The organism is Caulobacter sp. CCH9-E1 (genome assembly GCF_001556515.1).
Classification (GTDB): Bacteria; Pseudomonadota; Alphaproteobacteria; order Caulobacterales; family Caulobacteraceae; genus Caulobacter.
Genome location: NZ_LSJA01000327.1, coordinates 16481 through 38736 on the forward strand (window position 1 = coordinate 16481; position 22256 = coordinate 38736).

Annotated in this window: 23 protein-coding genes; 14 read left to right on the forward strand and 9 right to left on the reverse strand. The window is 68.3% G+C overall.

The genetic code is table 11. The features are described 5' to 3' along the window. The first annotated feature begins 43 nt into the window (after nucleotides 1-43). A complete protein-coding gene (locus AX690_RS19000; protein ID WP_066683162.1) occupies nucleotides 44-2008 on the forward strand; it encodes a methyl-accepting chemotaxis protein in 1965 nt (654 codons plus the stop codon). Between the two features lie 62 nt (nucleotides 2009-2070). On the opposite strand, the gene AX690_RS23950 is transcribed toward AX690_RS19000, so the two are convergent. Then, on the reverse strand, nucleotides 2071-2202 hold the full coding sequence (locus tag AX690_RS23950; protein ID WP_255357085.1) for a hypothetical protein: 132 nt from the start codon (nucleotides 2200-2202) through the stop codon (nucleotides 2071-2073). A 180-nt stretch (nucleotides 2203-2382) separates the two neighbouring features. Beyond that, the gene (locus AX690_RS19005; protein ID WP_066683161.1) at nucleotides 2383-3570 is read right to left on the reverse strand and encodes an acetyl-CoA C-acyltransferase; all 1188 of its coding nucleotides are present in this window, start codon (nucleotides 3568-3570) and stop codon (nucleotides 2383-2385) included. 265 nt (nucleotides 3571-3835) lie between these two features. Between AX690_RS19005 and AX690_RS19010 the strand changes: the two genes are divergently transcribed. After that, a complete protein-coding gene (locus tag AX690_RS19010; RefSeq protein WP_066730513.1) occupies nucleotides 3836-6226 on the forward strand; it encodes a TonB-dependent receptor in 2391 nt (796 codons plus the stop codon). A 108-nt stretch (nucleotides 6227-6334) separates the two neighbouring features. Continuing rightward, nucleotides 6335-8092, forward strand: coding sequence for an amidohydrolase family protein (locus AX690_RS19015; RefSeq protein ID WP_066683159.1), 1758 nt, complete (start codon nucleotides 6335-6337; stop codon nucleotides 8090-8092). A gap of 2 nt (nucleotides 8093-8094) precedes the next feature. On the opposite strand, the gene AX690_RS19020 is transcribed toward AX690_RS19015, so the two are convergent. The 5 genes from AX690_RS19020 to AX690_RS19040 all read right to left on the reverse strand — a co-directional run bounded on the left by AX690_RS19020 (nucleotide 8095) and on the right by AX690_RS19040 (nucleotide 12339). Continuing rightward, nucleotides 8095-8526 (reverse strand): DUF1330 domain-containing protein, encoded by a 432-nt coding sequence (locus AX690_RS19020; protein ID WP_066683158.1) that lies wholly within the window; start codon nucleotides 8524-8526, stop codon nucleotides 8095-8097. A gap of 108 nt (nucleotides 8527-8634) precedes the next feature. Further along, nucleotides 8635-9336: a TPM domain-containing protein gene (locus AX690_RS19025; RefSeq protein WP_066683157.1), complete on the reverse strand. Its 702-nt coding sequence runs from the start codon at nucleotides 9334-9336 to the stop codon at nucleotides 8635-8637. Nucleotide 9337: 1 nt separating this feature from the next. Beyond that, on the reverse strand, nucleotides 9338-10222 hold the full coding sequence (locus AX690_RS19030) for a YgcG family protein (protein WP_066730514.1): 885 nt from the start codon (nucleotides 10220-10222) through the stop codon (nucleotides 9338-9340). After that, nucleotides 10223-10858 (reverse strand): LemA family protein, encoded by a 636-nt coding sequence (locus AX690_RS19035; RefSeq protein WP_066686506.1) that lies wholly within the window; start codon nucleotides 10856-10858, stop codon nucleotides 10223-10225. Between the two features lie 188 nt (nucleotides 10859-11046). After that, nucleotides 11047-12339 carry an acyl-CoA dehydrogenase family protein gene (locus AX690_RS19040; protein WP_082769745.1) on the reverse strand — a complete coding sequence of 431 codons (1293 nt, stop codon included), beginning with the start codon at nucleotides 12337-12339 and terminating at the stop codon, nucleotides 11047-11049. A 329-nt stretch (nucleotides 12340-12668) separates the two neighbouring features. On the opposite strand from AX690_RS19040, the gene AX690_RS19045 reads away from it, so the two are divergent. The 11 genes from AX690_RS19045 to sugE all read left to right on the forward strand — a co-directional run bounded on the left by AX690_RS19045 (nucleotide 12669) and on the right by sugE (nucleotide 20766). Then, nucleotides 12669-13004: a hypothetical protein gene (locus tag AX690_RS19045; RefSeq protein WP_066686502.1), complete on the forward strand. Its 336-nt coding sequence runs from the start codon at nucleotides 12669-12671 to the stop codon at nucleotides 13002-13004. Between the two features lie 154 nt (nucleotides 13005-13158). Further along, entirely contained in the window at nucleotides 13159-13398 is a 240-nt protein-coding gene (locus AX690_RS19050) for an acyl-CoA thioesterase domain-containing protein (protein WP_066686500.1), read from the forward strand. A gap of 180 nt (nucleotides 13399-13578) precedes the next feature. Further along, entirely contained in the window at nucleotides 13579-14133 is a 555-nt protein-coding gene (locus AX690_RS19055; RefSeq protein ID WP_082769746.1) for a F0F1 ATP synthase subunit delta, read from the forward strand. A 49-nt stretch (nucleotides 14134-14182) separates the two neighbouring features. Beyond that, nucleotides 14183-15715, forward strand: coding sequence for a F0F1 ATP synthase subunit alpha (gene atpA / locus AX690_RS19060; RefSeq protein WP_066686494.1), 1533 nt, complete (start codon nucleotides 14183-14185; stop codon nucleotides 15713-15715). Nucleotides 15716-15729: 14 nt separating this feature from the next. Continuing rightward, the gene (locus AX690_RS19065) at nucleotides 15730-16359 is read left to right on the forward strand and encodes a pseudaminic acid biosynthesis-associated methylase (RefSeq protein ID WP_066686492.1); all 630 of its coding nucleotides are present in this window, start codon (nucleotides 15730-15732) and stop codon (nucleotides 16357-16359) included. 7 nt (nucleotides 16360-16366) lie between these two features. Beyond that, nucleotides 16367-17242, forward strand: coding sequence for a F0F1 ATP synthase subunit gamma (locus AX690_RS19070; RefSeq protein WP_066686489.1), 876 nt, complete (start codon nucleotides 16367-16369; stop codon nucleotides 17240-17242). 47 nt (nucleotides 17243-17289) lie between these two features. After that, nucleotides 17290-18900 carry a F0F1 ATP synthase subunit beta gene (atpD, locus tag AX690_RS19075; protein ID WP_066686487.1) on the forward strand — a complete coding sequence of 537 codons (1611 nt, stop codon included), beginning with the start codon at nucleotides 17290-17292 and terminating at the stop codon, nucleotides 18898-18900. Continuing rightward, nucleotides 18900-19151 (forward strand): hypothetical protein, encoded by a 252-nt coding sequence (locus AX690_RS19080; RefSeq protein ID WP_066686486.1) that lies wholly within the window; start codon nucleotides 18900-18902, stop codon nucleotides 19149-19151. The genes atpD and AX690_RS19080 overlap by 1 nt, the downstream gene beginning before the upstream one ends. Then, nucleotides 19151-19411: an ATP synthase F1 subunit epsilon gene (locus AX690_RS19085; RefSeq protein WP_066686484.1), complete on the forward strand. Its 261-nt coding sequence runs from the start codon at nucleotides 19151-19153 to the stop codon at nucleotides 19409-19411. The genes AX690_RS19080 and AX690_RS19085 overlap by 1 nt, the downstream gene beginning before the upstream one ends. A 160-nt stretch (nucleotides 19412-19571) precedes the next feature. Next, nucleotides 19572-20336 (forward strand): hypothetical protein, encoded by a 765-nt coding sequence (locus AX690_RS19090; RefSeq protein WP_082769747.1) that lies wholly within the window; start codon nucleotides 19572-19574, stop codon nucleotides 20334-20336. Between the two features lie 109 nt (nucleotides 20337-20445). Continuing rightward, the gene (sugE, locus tag AX690_RS19095; protein ID WP_066686480.1) at nucleotides 20446-20766 is read left to right on the forward strand and encodes a quaternary ammonium compound efflux SMR transporter SugE; all 321 of its coding nucleotides are present in this window, start codon (nucleotides 20446-20448) and stop codon (nucleotides 20764-20766) included. Between the two features lies 1 nt (nucleotide 20767). On the opposite strand, the gene AX690_RS19100 is transcribed toward sugE, so the two are convergent. Together AX690_RS19100 and AX690_RS23440 are read right to left on the reverse strand one after the other, a co-directional pair. Next, complete coding sequence (locus AX690_RS19100) at nucleotides 20768-21517, reverse strand: alpha/beta hydrolase (protein ID WP_066730515.1); 750 nt, start codon at nucleotides 21515-21517, stop codon at nucleotides 20768-20770. 65 nt (nucleotides 21518-21582) lie between these two features. Beyond that, nucleotides 21583-22256: hypothetical protein (locus AX690_RS23440; RefSeq protein WP_197426912.1), on the reverse strand; the 674-nt coding region annotated here is incomplete at its 5' end.

A 22256-nucleotide genomic window follows, 5' to 3' on the forward strand; every position in this document is an offset into this window, starting at 1 on the left:
GGCCTACGAACCTCAGCCATTCTATGGACGAGGAGTTCGCGCGGTGTCCTTCGGCAACCTAAAGATCCCCCAAAAGCTGATGGTGGTTTTCGCCGTCATGCTGGCGACGATCATGGCGATGGGCGTCGCCCTGTACGTCAACAAGGTCAACCTGGGTCACTCCGTTGAGCGGACCGAGCGGGCCTATGAGATGCTGCGCGCGGCCGATACGGCGGCGTTCCGCCTGACCCGCCAGGAGAACTCGCTGCGCGGCTTCCTGCTGTCTGGCGACCCCTACTATGTCCAGCGCCTGGAAGAGGCCCACAAGCCGAAGTTCCTCAAGGCGCTGGACAAGATGAAGACCCTGGCCGACGGCGACGCCGAGGATCTGGCCCGCATCAGCGCCGTCGAGAGCGCCTACGCCAACTATCGCAAGCTGGCCATCGAGCCGGGCGAGCAGCTGGGCGCCGATCCGGCGACCCGCCCCCAGGCCGTGGAGCTGGTCCGTAACGACGGCGTCGCCGACCAGGCCGTGACGCCCGTCGAAGACGCCATCGAAGCCATCACCAAGCACGCCGAGGAAGAGCTCGCCACCGAGGCCGCCGCCCAGAAGAAGGCGTCGCTGCAGTCCACGATCGTCCTGGCCGTCGGCATCCTGATCACGGCCGGCATCGCCATCGCGGGCGGCCTGTTGCTGACCGGCGGCATCGCTCGTCCCGTCGCGGCCATGACCAACGCCATGCGCCGCCTGGCCGCGGGCGACAACAGCGTCGAGGTCCCGGCCATGGGCCGCAAGGACGAGATCGGCGACATGGCTTCGGCCGTCACCTACTTCAAGGACGCCGCGATCGAGAAGATTCGCATCGAGCGGGCCGCAGCCGAGGAGCGCCAGGCCGCCGACAGCGAGCGCTCGGCCAACGAAGCCGAGAAGGCCGCCTCGGCTCGCGAGGACGCCCAGGCGATCACCGCCCTGAACGAAGCCCTGGACCACATGGCCTCGGGCGACCTGACCCACCGGATCGTCGTGCCGTTCGCGCCGAAGACCGAAAGCCTGAAGACCAACTTCAACGCCGCCGCCGACCGGATGCAGGAAGCCATCCAGGCGATCGGCCGCGCCACCAGCGGCGTCAACAGCGGCGCCGACGAGATCGCCGACGCCTCGGACAACCTGTCGCGTCGCACCGAACAGCAGGCGGCCAGCCTGGAAGAGACCGCGGCCGCGCTCGACGAGATCACCGCCACGGTCCGCAAGACCGCCTCGGGCGCCAAGGAGGCCTCGCAAGTGGTGGCCACCGCGCGCACCGACGCCGAGCGCTCGGGCTCGATCGTCAGCCAGGCCGTCTCGGCCATGACCGCGATCGAGACCTCGTCGGGGCAGATCAGCCAGATCATCGGCGTCATCGACGAGATCGCCTTCCAGACCAATCTGCTGGCCCTGAACGCCGGCGTCGAAGCCGCCCGGGCCGGCGAAGCCGGCAAGGGCTTCGCGGTGGTCGCCCAGGAAGTGCGGGCCCTGGCCCAGCGCTCGGCCGAGGCCGCCAAGGAGATCAAGGCCCTGATCTCGACCTCCACCTCGCAGGTCGAGGCCGGCGTGGACCTGGTCGGCCAGACGGGCGAGGCGCTGCAGCGGATCGTCGATCAGGTCGCCACCATCGACGCCCTGGTCACCGAGATCGCCGCCTCGGCCGCCGAGCAGGCCACGGGCCTGAACGAGGTCAATACAGCGGTGAATCAGATGGACCAGGTCGTCCAGCAGAACGCCGCCATGGTCGAGGAAGCCACGGCCGCCACCCACTCGCTGAAGGGCGAGGCCCGGTCGCTGAGCGAGATGGTCGCCCGCTTCCGCGTCGCCCAAGGCGCCGCCATGGCCGCGCCGGCTTCGGCCGCCGCTCCGTCATCGGCTCCCGCGCCGAAGGCCGCCGCCCCGGCGCCCTCCGCGCCCCGTCCCGCGTCGCGACCTGCGGCGCGTCCGGGCCGCAGCTCGGGATCGGCGGCGGTGGCCGTGTCCGAGGACTGGGAAGAGTTCTAAGATCTAGGTCGGTCACTGCCGAGGGCTCTCCGGGAAACCGGCGAGCCCTTTTTCTTGCCTGGTCAGTCGATCGGGATCGTCTGGAACGACGAGCGAGTGGCTTGGGGTTCGTGGCTGGCGCCCGGAGTCGGCAACGCCAGGCCGATGGCGGCGGCGACGAGCAGGGCGACGGCGAAGAAGGCCTTGGCGGCCATGGTGGGTCCGGTCCGTTGTTGTTGAAACGACAACAACAAAGGCCGGAAACCGCCTTGACGGTTCCCGGCCTTCTTGAGGCGAGGCTCGGCCTCGCGTTCTAGATCAGAAGATCTCGAACAGGCCGCAACTGAAATCGCCAAGGCGATTTCAGCAGCGCTTCTTTGTCGGGTTTTTCGAAATCAGAAGATTTCGAAAAGACCGGCGGCCCCCATCCCCCCGCCGATGCACATGGTCACCACGCCCAGCTTGGCCTTGCGGCGCTTGCCTTCCAGCAGCAGGTGGCCGGCGCAGCGGGCGCCGGTCATGCCGAACGGGTGGCCGATGGCGATCGAGCCGCCATTGACGTTGTACTTCTCCGGGTCGATGCCCAGGCGATCGCGGCTGTAGAGGCACTGGCTGGCGAAGGCCTCGTTCAGCTCCCACAGGTCGATGTCGTCGACCTTCAGGCCGTGGCGTTCCAGAAGACGCGGCACGGCGAAGACCGGGCCGATGCCCATCTCGTCGGGCTCGCAGCCGGCGATGGCGAAGCCGCGGAAGGCGCCCAGCGGCTCCAGGCCGCGACGCGCGGCCTCCTTGGCCTCCATCACCACCACGGCGGCCGCGCCGTCGGACAGCTGGCTGGCGTTGCCGGCGGTGACGAAGTTGCCCTCGCCCATGACCGGCTTGAGGCTGGCCAGGCCCTCCAGCGTGGTCTCCGGGCGATTGCACTCGTCCTTGGTGACCACGTAGTCGACCAGGCTTTCTTCCTTGGTCTCCTTGTTGACCACCTTCATCTTGGTGGGCATCGGCACGATTTCGTCGTCGAACAGGCCGGCGGCCTGGGCGGCGGCGATGCGCTGCTGGCTGCGCAGGGCGTACTCGTCCTGGTACTCGCGGCTGACATTGTAGCGCTTGGCCACGATGTCGGCGGTGTCGATCATCGCCATCCAGAGGGCCGGATGGGTCTGCATCAGCTTCTCTTCGGTGATGTGGAAGCGGTTCATGTGGCCGCCGCCCTGCACCAGCGAGATCGACTCCACGCCGCCGCCGATCGCGACCTCGGCGCCGTCGTTGCGGACATAGTTGGCGGCCGTGGCGATCGCCTGCAGGCCCGACGAGCAGAAGCGATTGACGGTCTGGCCCGAGGTGGTGATCGGCAGGCCCGCCCACATCGCCGCGTTGCGGGCGACGTTCATGCCGGTGGCGCCCTCGGGGCCGCCGCAGCCCAGGACCACGTCCTCGACCTCGGGACCGTCCAGCTTGGCGCGCTTGACCGCGTGCTGGATGGCGTGGCCGGCCATGGCCGCGCCGTGGGTGTTGTTGAAGCCGCCGCGGTTGGACTTGGCCAGGCCCGTGCGGGCGTAAGAGACGATGACCGCTTCGCGCATGAGGGCGCTCTCCCCGTTAAAACATTAGTTTGAATTGCCGCCACCCTAGACCGGCTTTCCGCAGCGCGAAAGGTCACGTGTGCGTAAACGTAAGTTCAGCCCCTTTTTCATACGGAAATTTCGAAACGCTGGCGGCCTTCCGCATAAAATACTGATTTCCAGTGACTTCTTTTCGCGTTGACTTTCCGTGATTCCAGGATGAACGCTGGAGTTGCGCTGCGGGCTCGACCTCGCCGCCACAAAAATAAAGGGTTGGGAGGAAATCATGACCACCGCCACATCGCGCCGCCGCGCGCGCCGCGCCCTGCTGGGCGGCGCCGCGCTGTCCACGCTTCTGCTCGCCCCCGCCCTGGCGGCGGCCCAGCAAGCCGACCAGACGGCGGTCGAGGAAATCATCGTCACCGCCACCAAGCGCGACGCGACGATCCAGGACATCCCCTTCTCGATCAACGCCCAGACCGAGAAGGACATCCAGCGCTCCGGCGCCGTCACGCTGGAAGACCTGTCGCGCAACGTCGCGGGCCTGACGATCCAGAACCTCGGCCCGGGCCAGAGCCAGGTCTCGGTGCGCGGCGTCTCGGCCGGCCAGGTCGTCCGCGACCAGCCGGGCGTCAAGGAGCAGGTCGGCGTCTATCTCGACGAGTCGGTGATCTCGCTCTCGCTGTTCACGCCCGACATCGACCTGTTCGACCTGAACCGGGTCGAGACGCTGCGCGGCCCGCAGGGCACCCTGTTCGGCTCTGGCTCGGTGGGCGGCACCATTCGCTACATCACCAACCAGCCCAAGCTTGGCGTCAACGAGGGCGTCTTCGAGGCCAACGCCAGCTTGGTCGGCGGCGACGATTTCGGCGGCCACGTGAAGGGCGCGGTCAACATGCCGATCTCCGACAAGGTCGCCATGCGCGCGGTCGGCTACCTGACTCGGTACGGCGGCTTCATCGACGCCCTGAAAGAAGGCGGCAAGGTCGAGAAGAACGTCAACAGCGGCTCGCGGCGCGGCGGCCGGATCTCGTTCCTGATCCAGCCCACCGAGACCTTCAGCCTGACCCCCCGCGTCGTCTATCAGGAGATCCGGGCCAGCGGCTTCAATCGGCAAGAGGTGTTCAACCTCTTCGCCAACAACAACACGACGACCCGGCCCCGGATTCAGTTGGACGAGCGCGAGCAGTATCTGCTGCTGGATGAAAGCTTCGCCGACAACACCCTGCTCGCGGATCTGACCGCCAGCCTGGACTTGGGCGGGGCGTCCCTGACCTCGGTCACCAGCTACATCAGCCGCGACATCGCCGTGAACCGGGACGCCAGCGCCCTGTCCGGCAGCGTCTCGGTGGATCTCGGCTTCCCCGCGGCGGCGGTCACCCTGCCGTCCAAGCTGGTCGACACCACCGATCTCGAGCAGTTCACCCAGGAACTGCGCCTGGCCTCCACCGGCGATGGGCCGCTGCAGTGGGTGGTCGGCGGTTTCTATTCAAAGGTCGACCGCGTCTATAACCAGCGCCTGCCGACGCCCGGCTACGACGCCTATGCCGACGCGGTGCTGGGCGCGGGGACCTCGGCGGCCGTCGCCAACGGCTTCCCCGGCAATTCGCCCTACAACGCCTACCTGCCCTACGACATCAAGCAAAAGGCCCTGTTCGGCGAGCTGAACTACACCTTGGGCAAGCTGACCGCGACGGCGGGCGGCCGCTACTACGACTTCAGCGAGACGCGGCAATTCAAGTCCGGGGGTCTGTTCGCCAACGGCGACAACCGCACCGACAAGACCTCGTCGGACGGCTTCACGCCCCGTTTCCTGCTGAGCTACGAGGCGACGAGCAACGTCACCTTCAACGCCCAGGCCTCGAAGGGCTTCCGCCTGGGCGGCGTCAACGACCCGCTGAACATCCCTCTGTGCACGCCGCAGGACGCCGCCATCTTCGGCGGCTACCAGAACTATGACGACGAGACGCTCTGGAACTACGAAGGCGGGATCAAGTCGCGCTTTGGCGGGGTCCGCTTCAACGGCGCGGTGTTCTACACCGACATCAAGAACCTGCAGACGACGCTCGACGCCGGCTCGTGCAGCTCGCGCGTGGTGTTCAACGTGCCCAAGGCTCACACCAAGGGCATCGAGGGCGAGCTGACCGCGCGCCTGGCCAACGGCCTCGACATCGGCCTGTCGGGCAGCCTGCTGGAAGCCGAGTTCGACTCGACCGTGAAGGACGGGACAGGCGCGGTGATCGGCGGCATCCGCGAGGGCAACCGCCTGCCTTCGGTGCCGAAGTTCCAGATCTCGTTCGACGTCACCTACAGCCGCGAGGTCTTCGACGGCGCCAACGGCTATCTGAAGGCTTCCATCCAGCACGTCGGCAGTCGCTTCACCCAGGCCAGCGACCAGGAGAATAACCCCCGCTCCTTCGTCTCGAACCTGCCGTTCGGCGGGGCGACGGGCACGGTCCCGACGGTCGTGAACCTGCAACTGCCCAGCTACGAGATCGTCAATCTCAGCGCCGGGGTCGAGATGAAGGACGGGGTCGACGTCACGCTCTATGTCAACAACCTGTTCGACGAGAACGCCCTCTTGTCCTTCGACCGCGAACGCGGCGGACGGGCTCGCCTGGGCTACTCGGTGGGCCAGCCGCGCACGGCCGGCGTCACGGTGCGCAAGGCGTTCTAGACCAGGCGGGGCGGTCGCCAGGCGGCCGCCCCCCCTTTCCGCCGGGGTAAGCTTGACGCCCTCCGGACGCGGGCGGACCCTTCCGCCAACCATACGGGAGGATGCGCCATGGCCGCCCCAGCCGCGGACCACGCCTACGACCTCGTCCTGCGCGGCGGGACGGTCTTCGACGGCTCCGGCGCGCCGGGCGTCGTGGCCGACGTGGCCGTCCGGGATGGCCGGATCGCCGCCGTGGGGCGCGGCCTCGCGGCCGGGGCCGAGGAGATCGACGCCCGCGGCCGGATCGTGACGCCCGGCTTCGTCGACATCCATACCCACTATGACGGCCAGGCGACCTGGGGCGAGCGCATGACGCCCAGCTCCGGCCACGGCGTGACCACGGTCGTGATGGGCAATTGCGGCGTCGGTTTCGCGCCTTGCCGGCCGGAAGACCACGACCGCCTCATCCGCCTGATGGAGGGCGTCGAGGACATTCCGTTCCCGGTGCTCACCGAGGGGCTTCCGTGGACCTGGGAAAGCTTTCCCGACTATCTCGACTTCCTGGCCGGGCGCGCCTTCGACGTCGATGTCGCCGCCCAGCTGCCGCACGCGGCCCTGCGGGTCTATGTCATGGGCGAGCGCGGCGCGAACCGCGAGCCGGCGACGACGGCCGACGTCGCCGCCATGGCCGCCCTGGCGCGGCGGGCGGTCGAGGCCGGAGCGCTGGGCTTTTCCACCTCGCGCACGCTCAACCACCGCACTAGCGACGGCCAGCCGACGCCGACCCTGACCGCCGGCGAGGACGAGCTGACGGGGATCGCCATGGGCCTCGCCGCGGCCGGTCGGGGCGTCCTGCAGGTGGTCTCGGACTTCTTCCCGGACGGCGCCGCCGAGCTGGCCATGCTCCGCCGCATCGTCGAGCGTTCGGGGCGGCCGCTGTCGTTCTCCCTGGTCCAGAGCCCCAAGTCGCCCGAGGGCTGGAAGGCGATGCTGGCGGGCCTGTCGGCGGCGGTCGACGCCGGCCTGCCGATGAAGGCCCAGGTCTGCGGCCGGCCGGTCGGGGTGTTGTTCGGGCTGGAGCTGACGCTCAATCCGTTCAGCCAGAACCCCGTCTTCGCCGAACTCAAGGACAAGCCGCTGGCCGACAAGGTCGCGGCCCTGTCGGACCCGAGCTTCCGCGCCCGGCTCCTCGCCCACGACGCGGACGCCAAGGGGCCCTTCGCGGGAAGCGCCCTGCGCGCCTGGGACAACCTGTTCCCGATGGACGCCGAGCCCGACTACGAGCCGACGGCCGATCGCACCGTGGCGGCCATCGCCGCGCGGGAAGGCCGCGATCCCGCTGTCGTGGCGCTGGACGCCCTGCTGGCGAACGACGGGCGCGGCATGCTCTATCACCCGTTCCTCAACTACGCCGGCGGATCGCTGGACCCCAGCTTCGCGATGCTGAGCCATCGCGACACCGTCCCGGGTTTGTCGGACGGCGGGGCGCATGTCGGCATGATCTGCGACGGCAGCTTTCCGACCAGCAATCTGATCCACTGGACCCGCGATCGCACGCGCGGGCCCCGGCTGCCGCTGGAGACGATGATCGCCCGCCAGACGCGTGACACCGCCCAGGCCGTGGGGTTGCTCGACCGGGGCCTGATCGCGCCCGGCTATCGCGCCGACCTCAACGTCATCGACTACGCGGGCCTGAAGCTGGAGGCGCCGAAGGTGGCCTATGACCTGCCGGCCGGCGGCCGTCGCCTGGTCCAGCGCGCCCACGGCTATGTCGCCACGATCGTGGGCGGCGTGGTCACCCAGCGCGACGGCGAGCCGACGGGCGCCTTGCCCGGTCGCCTGGTGCGCGGCGGCCAGGCCCCGCCGCTGGCGATGGCCGCGGAATAGGGCTACTCGCCGAAACCCGCGCCGGGCGTCAGCGGCGCCAGCCGGATCAGGCGCGAATCCTCGACCGCCGCCTGGCGGTGCTTCACGTGCTCGCGATAGTCGGGATTGGTGACCATGGCCAGGAACGCCGCCGCGTTCGGATACTCGGCGATGAAGGCCAGGTCCCAGCGCTCGTCGCTCGGCCCCGTCACCACCGTCTCCGGCCGCCCCGACCAGACCTGGCGGCCGCCCAGGCCCTGGAAGATCGGGCCCGAGGTTCGCCCATACTCGCGATAGGCCTCCAGGCCCGTCATGCCCTTCCCGTGGTTGGGATGGTCGGGCGGATAGTCCGCCATCGGCTTTAGCCGGATCAGGTTGAGCATGTGGATCGGCGTGTCGCGCGGCAAGGCCTTGAAGGCGTCGAACTGGGCGCGGGTCGGGTCGATGCTGGACATGTCGGTCTCCCCCTTCGGCGCCTCAAGGGCGCTCTGGCTGCGCCGCCATGGGACGCCAGAACAGCATCAAGGCCAAGCCGAATATCGCCAGCGGCGATGCTTTCCCTGTCAGCGTTTGGGCAGGATGGTCAGGCCGTCCGCTAGTTCGTTGCGGTTGTCGGACCTGGGCGGCACATGCTCGGCCAGGATCGCGCCGGCGCGGCGCACGGCGGCCACGAAACCGTCGGCGATCGCGTCGCGCTTGAGGCCGGCCACCAGGTCGGCCACGACCTCGTCCCAGACCGCGTTCGGCGCGGCGGCGTAGATGCCCTCGTCGGCGATCACCTCGACGCGATGCTCGGCCAGGGCGGCGAAGATCAGGACGCCGGTGCGGTCGCGGGTGACGTGCAGGCCGTGGCTGAGAAACTGCTCCATGGCGGCCTTCTTGACCCGGGCGGCCTTCAGCGCGCCGGGCGTCAGGGCGCGACGCACGCTTGGGATCGAGACCACCAGCGCCGCCAGCACGAACACCACGGCCTGCAGGGCGATATAGGTCGACAGCGCAGACAGGATCGCGCCGTCCATCGCCGCGGCGTGGCCGACGCTCCAGCCGCCGAACAGGCGGGTCAGCATCTCAGGGCGGAAGCCGGCGAACAGCGCCGCCGCCGGCAGCACCAGAGCCGTCGCGGCGGCCCAGACCAGCGGGGTCTCGCGATAGTCCGACACCTCGGGCGCCAGCACGCAGAAGATCTCGCCGGCGGTGGTCTTCTCGGCCTCGGCCACGGCCTGGGCGATGCGGTCGAGGTCCTCGGGCGTCATGTTGGTAGGCATCTCACCAGCTCCCCGAACTGCCGCCGCCGCCGAACGATCCGCCGCCGCCCGAGAAGCCGCCGCCGCCTCCGCCGCCCCAGCCGCCGCCGCGACGGTTGTCGCTGAGGGCGCTGAGGATGATCCACGGCAGGGCCGAGCCCAGGCCGCCGCGCCGTCCGCCCCGGAACAGGCTGGAGAATACGACGATCAAGAACAGGACGACAAAGATCGCGACGATCGGCGAGCCCTCGGCCTTGTGGCGCTCGGGCTGGCTGGCCTCGGCGACGCGGGCCTTGGCTTGGTCGGCGGGCAGGCTGAGTTGCTCGACCAGCGCGTCGGTCCCCGCCACGACCCCGCCGGACAGATCGCCGTCGCGGAACTTGGGCAGGATCGCGCTCTGGATGATCACGCTGGAGAGGGCGTCGGTCAGGACGGGCTCCAGCCCGTAGCCGACCTCGATCCGCACCTTCCGTTCGTTGGGGGCGACCAGCAGGATGACGCCGTTGTTCTCGCCCTTCTGGCCGATGCCCCAGGTCCGACCCAGCTGATAGCCGTAGTCCTCGATCGGGTAGCCCTGCAGGCTGGACACGGTCGCCACGACGAGTTGCCGTCCCGTCGTCGTCTCCAGGTTTTCCAGCTTGTCGGAAAGTTCGCGCTCGGTGTCGGGCGACAGCACCTGCGCCTCGTCGACCACCCGGCCGGTCAGCGGCGGGAAGGTCGGGGCGGCGAGGGCGGGCAGGGCCATCGCCATGGCCACGAGTGTCAGCAACAGCATCCTCACCCGTGCAACGGGGGAGGTGGCGCGGCGCGTTTGCGCGCCGTGACGGAGGGGGCGTTCAGCGGCGGGGAGCGCCCCCTCCACCGCTTCGCGGTCCCCCTCCCCCGCGAGGCGGGGGAGGAGAGTCATTTACTGCACCTTCGGCGGCGTGGCCGTCGGCGGGCTGGAGAAGTCCACCGTCGGGGCGCTCTGGGCCGAGGCCGTGGCCTGGAACAGCTGGGCCGGTTTCTGGCCGCTATAGACCGTCTTGGCCCACAGGATGCTGGGGAAGGTGCGCAGGGTGGTGTTGTAGGTCTGGGCGGCTTGGTTGTAGTCGCGGCGCGCGATGGCGATGCGGTTCTCGGTGCCTTCCAGCTGGCTCTGCAGGGCCATGAAGTTCTGGTTCGACTTCAGCTCCGGATAGCGCTCCTGGATCACCATCAGGCGGCCCAGCACGCCCGACAGCTGGTCCTGGGCGGCGGCGAACTTCTGGAACTGGGCCGGGTCGGTGATGGTCGAGGCGTCGACCTTGACCTGGGTGGCGCTGGCGCGCGCGGCGGTCACCGCCGTGAGGACGTCCTTCTCCTGGGCGGCGTAGCCCTTCACCGTGGCGACCAGATTCGGCACCAGGTCGGCGCGGCGCTGGTACTGGTTCTGGACCTCGGCCCAGGCGGCCTTGGTCGCTTCGTCCTGGGTGGGGATGGTGTTGATCCCGCAGCCGGCCAGCGTGGCCGGCACGGCGACGATCAGCGCCACGCGCGCGGTGTTACGGACGAGACGGTTCATTCAATCCTCCAGCGGTCCGCGCGGGCGGCGGACGGTCGATCGAAGCCAAACGGGCGAAATCCTAACGCGCGAATACGACGCGCGAACATGACTGTTCGCGTACCCCCGTTAGATAGCGCGTCGTTTGATCGACGTCAGGAGGCGTGGAATTAAACCTTATCCATATCCGCGCCGCCGGCCGGGCGGGTCTATTGGAAGTCCTTCTTCCTGGGGCCGATGTAGCCGAACAGCCAGGCGGCGACCTTGCGCATCTGGATCTCCTCGGCCCCCTCGGTGATCCGGTAGCGGCGGTGATGGCGGTAGATGTGCTCGAAGGCCTTGTGGCGCGAATAGCCGATGCCGCCGTGGATTTGCATCGCCCGGTCGGCCGCCTCGCAGCACAGGCGGTTGGCCCAGTAGTTGCACATCGAGACCTTGTCCGAGAGGCGCTTCTCGACCTCCGGCTTGGTCATCTGGTCCATTTCCCAGGCGGTCTTGCGGATCAGCAGGCGCAGCATCTCGACCTGGGTGGAGAGCTCGACGATCGGGAACTGGATGGCCTGGTTCTCGGCCAGGGCCTTGCCAAACGGCTTGCGAGCCCGGGCGTACTTGATGCTCTCCTCGATGCAGTAGGCCGCCGCGCCCAGGCTGGAGGCCGCCTGCCGGATGCGGTTCTCGTGCACGAAGTGCTGGGCCAGGGCCAGACCGCCGCCTTCCGGGCCGAACATGGCGCTGTCGGGGACCCAGACGTCGGTGAAGCTGACGCGCGGGTGGTCGGTCGGCATGTTGAAGGTCCAGAGATACTCCTCGATCTTCACGCCGGGCGCGTGGGCCGGGACCAGGAAGGCGGTGATGCCGCGCGCGTCGCCGTCCTCGCCGCTGGTGCGGGCGAAGAGGCAGCAGTGGGTGGCCGCGTGCATGCCGGTGGTCCACATCTTCTCGCCGTCGATCCGCCAGCCGGGCTGGCCGTGACGCTCCTCGCGGACGGCCTGGGTCTCCATGTGGGTGGCGTCCGAGCCGTGGTCGGGCTCGGTGAGGCCAAACGTCGGGCGGAAGGCGCCGCGATCCAGCATGTCCTCGATCAGGTGCTGCTGGTCGGGGCGGCCGAAGTCGCGGATCATCAGCACGAACGGATTGTTGCCGACGATCGAGTGCTCGTTCTGCAGGTCGTTGAAGAGGCCCAGGCCCTTGGCCGCCAGATGCTCGCGGATCACCGCCATGCCGAGGTTGGTGCCGTCCTTGCCGCCGTACGCCTTGGGCAGGGCGTAGCGGTAGTGGCCGGCCTGATCGGCCAGCTTGCGAGCCTGGGCCAGCAGTTCTTCCCATTCATGGCGCGGCAGGCCGCCGGCGTCCCAGTCGGTGCGGGCCCATTCGCGGCGGTGGTCGAAGAAGCGCTGGTTGTCGTCGCGCGCCTGCAGCGGCGCGATCTCCTTCTCGATGAAGGCGTCCAGCTCCGCCAGATAGGCGGTCAGCTCCGGCGGCAGTTGGAAGTCCATGGCCAAGCCTCCCTCGCACGTTTTGTCTTTGGTGCGGCGAGAGTACGCCTGTCGTCGGACCGGCCAATCGTGCCCCGACGGAACGGCGGCTCTGGTCGTTTTCGCGCGCCTTTCGCCGCCGTCGCCCAAAACTGGCGTTTTCCGTAAATGTCGAAGGCCGGACGAAAATCCGCTTGCGCAAATTGTAATCACTGTTATCTAAGCGATGCTTAGTTCGGATCCGAAGCACCGGTGGGGATACCGGCGCCTCTCATCCCCGGCTCCGAGCGGCCAGTACGCGTTCCCACCGATCAACGATCTGACCGCAACTCCCCAAACACCGGAGGGCTTTTACGATGAAGCTCCGCACCCTGGCGGCCGTCGCCGCCGTATCCGTCTCCATGTTCGCCGGTTCAGCCTTCGCCGACGGCCGCATCGCCGCCGCGCTTGACGCCCCTGTCGCGGCCAAGACCAAGGTGGTCGCCGGCGGCGCCGTCTTCGTCTGCGAAGGTTCCGAGTGCGTTTCGGCCCAAGCGCCGTCCCGCGCCCTCACCGCCGCCGCCTGCAAGGCGCTGGCCAAGGAAGTGGGCCGCGTTTCGGCTTTCGGCGGCGAAAGCCGTTCGCTGGACGCCGACGACCTGACCCGCTGCAACGCCTCGGCCAAGGGCGCCGCCCTGGCCTCGGCCAAGTAGGGAGCCTTCCTGGGCTCTGACTAGCCTACCCAGACGCTTAGGGCTGTCCGTTTCTCCGGCCCGTCTGGCTGTTTCCTCGAGCATTCGCCTTCACGGGGCGGCGGCGCGTTCCGCCGCCTCTTTTTCTTTACGGTTCTCAGATTGAGTTTAGGCCATGGACACGAGTCTCTCCGCCCAGATGGAAGCCGCCCTGCGCGAGATCGCCGGCGACGGCGCGGCTCTCACATCGTTGACCATCGACTTCGCCGCGGAGGCGCAGGAGGGCGCGCTTGAGCGGAAGGCCTGGGTCGAGCGGGCGACGCGCAGCCTGGTCTTCGCCCAAGGCGAGCTAAGGCGCCCTAACGGCACCCTGGCGGCCTCGGCCTCGGCTGTATTCCGCCGCGCCGGCGACTGATCGCGCCCGCTTGGTTGCGACTGCGAAAAGCCCGTGTTATCAGGCGCGCGGCTTCGGACGGGGCGGCGTTTACGCGCCGACCGTCCATGTGCTTTTTTCAAGCGCGCTCAAGCCTTTAAGCCGCGATAAGGGTTAACCTTCTTGTTCGCGGCCATTTGCAACGCACCGGGCGGATACCAAGTGGCGGACGAAACCAAGGCGACGGATGCGGGTCAGCGCTATGCGCAGTCCCTGTTCGAACTGACGATCGAGAACGGCAACCTGGCCAAGGTCGAGGCCGACCTGAAGAGTCTGAAGGCGATGATCGCCGACAGTGCCGATCTGCGTCGCCTGATCGAAAGCCCCGCCTTCTCCGCCGAGGACAAGGGCAAGGGCCTGGTCGCGGTGGCCGTGAAGGCCGAGTTCGACATGCTGACCACGAAGTTCCTGGGCCTGGTGGCCTCGAACGGCCGGACGGGCGACCTGCGGGGCGCCATCTCGGCCTTCACGGAGCTGTCGGCCAAGCACCGCGGCGTGGTCACCGCCGAGGTCGTCTCGGCCGCGCCGCTGTCGGCCACCCAGCTGAAGGGCGTGCAGACCGCCCTGGCCCAGGCCCTGGGCAAGACCCCCGAAGTTTCCACGCGCGTCGATCCGTCCCTGTTGGGCGGTCTGAAGGTGCGCGTCGGTTCGCGTCTCTTCGACGCTTCGCTCCGTTCGAAGCTCGATTCCCTGAAATTCGCCCTGAAGCGCGCCTGAGCGTATAAGCGCGCCCTAAAAGATTAGATCGCAGAGAGCCCTGAAGACCATGGACATCCGCGCCGCCGAAATCTCGGCCATCCTCAAGTCGCAGATCGCCAACTTCGGCGAGGAAGCCGCCGTCTCGGACGTCGGCCAGGTGCTGTCCGTCGGTGACGGCATCGCCCGCATCTACGGCCTGGACAACGTCCAAGCCGGCGAAATGCTGGAATTCCCGAAGGCCGGCGTGAAGGGCATGGCCCTGAACCTCGAGCGCGACAATGTCGGCGCCGTGATCTTCGGCCAGGACCAGGAAATCAAGGAAGGCGACGAAGTCCGTCGCCTCGGCGAGATCGTGGACGTGCCGGTCGGCCGTGGCCTGCTGGGCCGCGTCGTCAACCCGCTGGGCGAGCCGATCGACGGCAAGGGCCCGATCCAATACACCGAGCGTCGCCGCGTCGACGTGAAGGCCCCGGGCATCATCCCGCGCAAGTCGGTGCACGAGCCCGTGCAAACCGGCCTGAAGTCGATCGACACCCTGATCCCGGTCGGCCGCGGCCAGCGCGAACTGATCATCGGTGACCGTCAGACCGGCAAGACCGCCGTCGCCATCGACACCATCCTGAACCAGAAGGCCGTGAACGCCGGCAAGGACGAGAGCGCCAAGCTCTACTGCGTCTACGTCGCCATCGGCCAGAAGCGCTCGACCGTCGCCCAGATCGTCAAGACCCTCGAAGAGCACGGCGCGCTCGAGTACACCACGGTCGTCGTGGCCTCGGCCTCGGAGCCGGCCCCGCTGCAGTACCTGGCCCCGTTCGCCGGCTGCGCCATGGGCGAGTGGTTCCGCGACAACGGCCTGCACGGCCTGATCATCTATGACGATCTGTCCAAGCAAGCCGTCGCCTACCGTCAGATGTCGCTGCTGCTGCGCCGCCCGCCGGGCCGCGAAGCCTATCCGGGCGACGTCTTCTATCTGCACTCGCGCCTGCTGGAACGCGCCGCGAAGCTGAACGAAGACAACGGTTCGGGCTCGCTGACGGCGCTGCCGATCATCGAAACCCAGGCCAACGACGTGTCGGCCTATATCCCGACCAACGTGATCTCGATCACCGACGGCCAGATCTTCCTCGAAACCGACCTGTTCTACCAAGGCATCCGTCCGGCCGTGAACGTCGGCATCTCGGTGTCGCGCGTCGGCTCGTCGGCCCAGATCAAGGCGATGAAGCAGGTCGCCGGTCCGATTAAGGGCGAGCTGGCCCAGTACCGTGAAATGGCCGCCTTCGCGAAGTTCGGCTCGGACCTGGACGCCTCGACCCAGAAGATGCTGGCCCGCGGCGAGCGCCTGACCGAGCTGCTGAAGCAGCCGCAATACGCGCCGCAGTCGGTCGAGGAGCAGGTCTGCGTGATCTACGCCGGCACCCGCGGCTACCTGGACAAGATCCCGACCTCGTCGGTTCGCCGTTTCGAGGCCGAGTTCCTGGCCCGTCTGCACAGCCAGCACGCCGACCTGCTGGAAGGCATCCGCACCAAGAAGGCGCTGGACAAGGATCTGGAGAACACGCTGAAGAGCGCGCTCGACAGCTTCTCGGCGACCTTCGCCTAAGGAAGCACAGGCAAATGGCTGACGCCCCCAAGACTGAAGGCGCCTGGTCCGGCGAGTTCGGCGACCGCTACACCCAGCGGAACGCCGTGACCGCCGACGCCGTGCGGGGCCGGACGAAGGCTTGGGGGCAGGTGCTGCCGCGACTGGTCGGCGATCCGCCCAAGAGCATTCTGGAAGTCGGCCCGAACGTCGGGTTGAACCTCCGGGGCCTGCAGGCGATCACCGACGCGGAGCTGTGGGGCATTGAGCCGAACAGCGCGGCCCGCAAGCAGATTCTCGAGGACGGCGTCCTGCCGCCCGAGCGTCTGTTCGAGGGTTTCGGCCACAGCATCCCTCTGGCGGATGGCGCGGTCGACATGGCGTTCACCTCGGGCGTTCTGATCCACGTGGATCCGACCAAGCTCGAGGCCACGATGCGCGAGATTCATCGCGTGTCCGCCAAGTATGTGCTGTGCGCCGAGTATTTTTCGCCGAAGGCGGAAACGATTACGTACCGAGGCGAGCAAGGTCTTCTGTTCAAGAACGACTTCGGCTCGCTCTACTTGGATCTGTTCCCGGATCTGGTGCTGGTCGATTACGGGTTCTTCTGGAGAAGGACGACCGTGATGGACGACACCACGTGGTGGCTGTTTAGGAAGGTCTGATAGGCGGATGGCAAGCCTAAAGGAAATGCGCAATCGGATCTCGAGCGTCAAAGCGACGCAAAAGATCACGAAGGCGATGCAGATGGTGGCGGCGGCCAAGCTGCGCCGGAGCCAGGACGCGGCCGAGGCCGCTCGTCCGTACGCCCGGCGTCTGGCCAGCGTCATCGCCAATCTCGCCGCCGGCGTCTCGGGCGACGGCGCGCCGAAGCTGCTGGCCGGCACCGGACGCGACGACCGCCACCTGGTCGTCGTCGCCGCCGCCGATCGCGGCCTGGCGGGCGGCTTCACCTCGTCGATCGTCCGCGCCGCGCGCGCCCACATCGACGGCCTGATCAGGCAGGGCAAGGACGTCCGCGTGATCTGCGTCGGCAAGAAGGTGACGGCGCAGCTGGCCAAGCCCTACGCCGGCCGGATCGTCGAGACCTTCGACCTGTCGGCCTATCGCCAGCTGACGCTGTCGGTGGCCCAGCCGATCGCCGACCTGATCACCCGCGAGTACGAAGCGGGCGAGACCGACGTGGTCACTCTGTTCTACAGCCGCTTCAAGTCGGTGGTGCAGCAGGTCCCGACGGGCCTGCAGCTGATCCCGGCGACCGTCGACGGCGTCGAAGCCGCCTCGGGTCCGACGGCGGTCTACGAGTACGAGCCCTCGGAAGAGGCCATCCTCGAGACGCTGCTGCCGCGCAACCTGACGGTCCAGATCCTGTCGGCCCTGCTGGACAACATGGCGGGCTTCTACGCCAGCCAGATGACCGCCATGGACAACGCCACGCGCAACGCCGGCGAGATGATCAAGCGCTACACCCTCGAATACAACCGTTCCCGCCAGGCTCAGATCACCAAGGAGCTGATCGAGATCATCTCCGGCGCCGAAGCCGTCTGATCTAGCCTAACGACACAAGCACGCAGAGACCGAAAGACCCGCAAGCCATGGCCAAGACCCCCGCTGAAAAGCCGGCGACCGCCGCCGCCAAGAAGCCCGCCGCCCCCAAGGCCGCCGCTGCTCCGAAGGCCGCCGTCGCCAAGGCGCCCGCCGCCAAGAAGCCGGCCGCCCCGAAGGCCGCCGCCGCTTCGGCTCCGGCCAACGCCGCCGTCAACCTGGACGGCGCCACCGGCCGCCTGGTGCAGATCATCGGCGCGGTCGTCGACATCGAGTTCGACGGCGCCCTGCCGGCGATCCTGAACGCCGTCGAAACCGTCAACACCGCCACCGGCCAGCGCCTGGTGTTCGAAGTCGCCCAGCACCTGGGCCAGAACACCGTCCGCGCCATCGCCATGGACGCGACCGAAGGTCTGGTCCGCGGCCAGCCGGTCAAGGACACCGGCGCGCCGATCCGCGTGCCGGTCGGTCCGGGCACCCTGGGCCGCATCATGAACGTCATCGGCGAGCCGATCGACGAGCAGGGCCCGATCCAATCGACCCTGTCGCGCCCGATCCACCGCGACGCCCCGACCTTCGCTGAGCAGACCAACACGGCTGAAGTTCTGGTCACCGGCATCAAGGTCATCGACCTGATGTGCCCCTACACCAAGGGCGGCAAGATCGGCCTGTTCGGCGGCGCCGGCGTCGGCAAGACCGTGACGATGCAGGAACTGATCAACAACATCGCCAAGGCGTACGGCGGTTACTCGGTTCTGGCCGGCGTGGGCGAACGCACCCGCGAAGGCAACGACCTCTATCACGAGATGATCGAGTCGAACGTGAACGTCGACCCGAAGGCCAACAATGGCTCGACCGAAGGCTCGCGCTGCGCCCTCGTTTACGGCCAGATGAACGAACCCCCGGGCGCCCGCGCCCGCGTCGCCCTGACCGGCCTGTCGATCGCGGAATACTTCCGTGACGAAGAAGGCAAGGACGTGCTGCTGTTCGTCGACAACATCTTCCGCTTCACCCAAGCCGGCGCCGAAGTGTCGGCTCTGCTGGGCCGCATCCCCTCGGCCGTGGGCTACCAGCCCACCCTGGCCACCGAGATGGGCAACCTGCAGGAGCGCATCACTTCGACGAACAAGGGCTCGATCACCTCGGTTCAGGCCATCTACGTGCCCGCCGACGACCTGACCGACCCGGCGCCGGCCACCTCGTTCGCCCACTTGGACGCCACCACCGTTCTGTCGCGTGACATCGCGGCCCAGGCCATCTTCCCGGCCGTGGACCCGCTGGACTCGACCTCGCGGATCATGGACCCGCTGGTCATCGGCGAGGAGCACTACACCGTTGCTCGTCGCGTCCAGGAAGTCCTGCAGCAGTACAAGGCCCTGAAGGACATCATCGCCATCCTGGGCATGGACGAGCTGTCGGAAGAGGACAAGCTGATCGTGGCCCGCGCCCGCAAGATCCAGCGCTTCCTGAGCCAGCCGTTCCACGTCGCCGAGCAGTTCACCAACACGCCGGGCGCCTTCGTCCAGCTGAAGGACACGATCCGCTCGTTCAAGGGCATCGTGGACGGCGAATACGACCACCTGCCGGAAGGCGCCTTCTACATGGTCGGTCCGATCGAGGAAGCCGTGGCCAAGGCCGAAAAGATGGCGGCCGAAGCCTAATGACCGAAGACGCCGATCTGGGCCATTTCTGCTGCGAGGAGCTGGCGGAAGCCGTGTCCCCGGACACGACCGCCAGCCTCATCGAGCACGATAGCGGCCTGATCCTGCTGAACCTCGGCGAACGCGAGGAAGAGGGCGAGACGGGCCTGGTGCTGGCCACCATCCGCTTCTGCCCCTTCTGCGGGACCGAGATCCAGACCGACGAAGACATCGAAGCCGCCCTGGGCGGCGTCGAGGAGACCTTCAACTGATGGCCAAGCTGCACTTCTCTCTGGTCGCGCCCGAGCGCGAACTGTTCTCCGGCGACGTGGACATGGTCCAGGCTCCGGGCGCGGAAGGCGACTTCGGCGTCCTGGCCAACCACGCTCCGTTCATGACCACCCTGCGCGAAGGCAAGGTGACCGTGAAAGACGGCGCGACGACCAAGGTGTTCGACATCCAGGGCGGCTTCGCGGACGTTGGTCCCGAGGGGCTGACCATCCTGGCCGAACACGCCGTCGAAGCGGCCTGACCGCCTTCGGATTCTTGAATTCGGAAACGCCCTCGTTCCTCGTGATCGAGGGCGTTTTCGTGAGCGCCCGGGGGATGGGCGCGAAAAAATTACACTTGTGACCTAATCTCCGCCTTAATCGGTAGCCATAAGGGTTGCGAGGGACCGCCTGTCGGTTTTAATGCCGACCTCTCGTTCAGTTGGGGATAACCAGCCTATGCGCCTCGCGCTCGTCAGCCTGATCGCTCTCGGCGCGGTTTCGACCGCCGCCGTCGCCCAGGAGCAAACCGCTCCGGCTCCCGCCACGCCCGCGCCGGCTCCCGCCGCCGCTCCGGCTCCGGCCCAAGCCGCCCCGGCCGCTCCGGCTGACCAAGCCGCTCCGGCTGCTCCGGCCGACCAAGCCGCGCCGCCCGTCGCGGCCGCTCCGGCCGCGGCCCCCGCCGAAACCTACACCGCGCCGGTCCGTGGTCCGAAGACCACCGACCCGGTCACGCTGAAGCTGCTGGACGTGCTGGACAAGGTCTGCAAGCCGCAGGTCGCCGGCGGCGACTTCGCCCAGCTGGTCAAGGACTACGGCTTCAAGAAGAAGAAGGAGCAGTGGATCCTCGACCTGGGCAAGCCCTACAACATCACGCTCGACAATCCCGGTTCGAACAAGAACATCTGCACCGTCACGATCGACTACGCCCAGAGCCCCGAGCAGGCTCAGGAACTGGCCAACGGCCTGCACGACTGGGCGACCTGGGAAAATAGCCCGCAGCTGCGCCTGATCCGCAACGACCAGACGATCGGCAGCGACTTCCGCCGCTTCACGGTGTCGTGGGATGACGCCTGGGCCAATGGCCACGCGGGCCTGGTCTATGTGCGTCTGAAGAAGCTGGACGAGAGCTCGGTCGGCAAGAACTTCGAGCGCGCCCAGATCCTGTACAGCACCAGCAGCCGCTGATCTGGTTGCCCGGTCTCAAAGACCGACCTATCTAGCGAAGGCGCGGGGACGACCCCGCGCCTTTTGCGTTTCCGGGGACGACCCCGCCTTTTGGAAGAAAGGGCTCGTCGTGGCCTGGATCATCCTCCTGATCGCCGGACTGTTCGAGGTGGGCTGGGCCGTGGGCCTGAAGTTCACCGAAGGCTTCACCAAGCCGATCCCGATCGCGCTGACCGCGATCAGCCTTGTCCTGTCGATGGGCTTGCTAGGCTGGTCGGTGAAGAGCCTGCCGCTCGGCACGGCCTACGCCGTCTGGACGGGTGTCGGCGCGGTCGGCACCGCCATCGTGGGCATCGTGCTGTTCAAGGAGCCGGCGACGGCGGCGCGGCTGGTCTGCCTGGGCCTGATCGTGGCCGGGATCCTGGGGCTGAAGGTGTTCAGTCCGCAGTAGGTCAGGCGGCCGCCCGGTCCTCGGCGGCGATGAATGCAAGGCACCGCGCGGCCACGTCTTCCCAGCCCGGTTCGCCCGGCAGCCAATGGCTCATCTGCGGGAACACCTCCACGACGCCGCCCAGGCGCGCGGCGGTCTGGCGGACGGTGGCGGGGGGATGGATCACGTCCTGACCGCCGGCGATGGCCAGCACCGGACATCCGGGGGCGGCGACGCTGGTGGTCATGAACGGGTCGAGCCACCAGTTCAGCGTCTCCCACAGCGCCCGGCCGCTCTCGGCCGTCATGCGGCCGAAGATCGCCTTGCGGGCGGGGCGAGGCAGGCGATCGACGCTGTAGCGCCGCACCACGCCATAGTCGGGCGCGACGGCCTGCAGCCAGTAGGGGCCAAGGGCGTAGAGGCTCACGGCCGACGCCGCCTCTTCCAGGCTCGCGCCGCTGACGCCCCAGGGCGCGGACGGGGCCAGCAGGATCAGTTTGGAAACGCGGGCGCGGGCGGCCGCCATCTGGGCGACCAGGCCGCCCATCGAGTGGCCGACCAGAATGGGAGGAGTCTCGCAGGTCTCGACGAGGCGGGCGATCTGCCGCGCGTAGTCGCTCATCGAGACGCCGGTGACGCTGCGGGCGCCGTCGTGACCGATCAGGTCGGGCGTCAGCACCGCGTGGCCGGCGGCCTCGAACGGCGCGCGAAAGACGTCGAAGGTCCAGCCGCCGCAGAAGGCCCCGTGGACCATGATGACCGGTGCGCGCATGGACGCTCTTGAACTCGACCCTGACCCCGCCGACCAGTTTGGCTGGCGGGGTCAGAGTACACGGTCTACTTGGACTTGGGCGAGGTTTTGGCGGTCGCCTTTGTCGCAGGCTTCTTGGTCGCTGGGGCCTTCGCCGCGGCGGCCTTGGTCGCCGCGGGCTTCGCCGTAGCGGGCTTGGCGGCCGCAGGCTTAGGCGCGGCGGCTTTGGCGGGAGCCTTGGCCGTCGCCGGCTTGGTGGTCGCCTTCGGAGCTGCGGTCTTCGGAGCTGCGGTCTTGGCCGGGGCCTTCGCCGCCGCCGGCTTGGTCGCGGGCTTAGCCGCCGCCTTGGCGGGAGCCTTGGTCGCGGCCGGCTTGGCGGCCGGGGCGGCCTTGGCCTTTGGCGCGGCCTTGGCGGGCGCGGCCGCCGTCTTCGGAGCCGCGGCGGCTTTCGGCTTCGCGGCCGGCTTGGCGGCGGCCTTGGCGGGCGCCGCGGCCTTCGGCGCGGGGGCGGCCTTCGCCTTGGCGGCGGGAGCTTTCACGGCCGGCGCCTTGGCCGGAGCGGCGGCCTTCTTCGGCGCAGCCGCCTTCGGCTTCGTCGCGGCCTTGGGCTTGGCTTCGGCCTTCGGCGCGGCGGCGGCCGCCGGAGCGGGCGTCGGAGCCGGGGTCGGCGCCGGAGCGGGTTTCGGAGTCGGCGCGGGGGCCGGAGCCGGAGCGGGCTCCGCGGCCTTCACGGGCGCGGCCGCCGGGGCCGGGGCGGGTG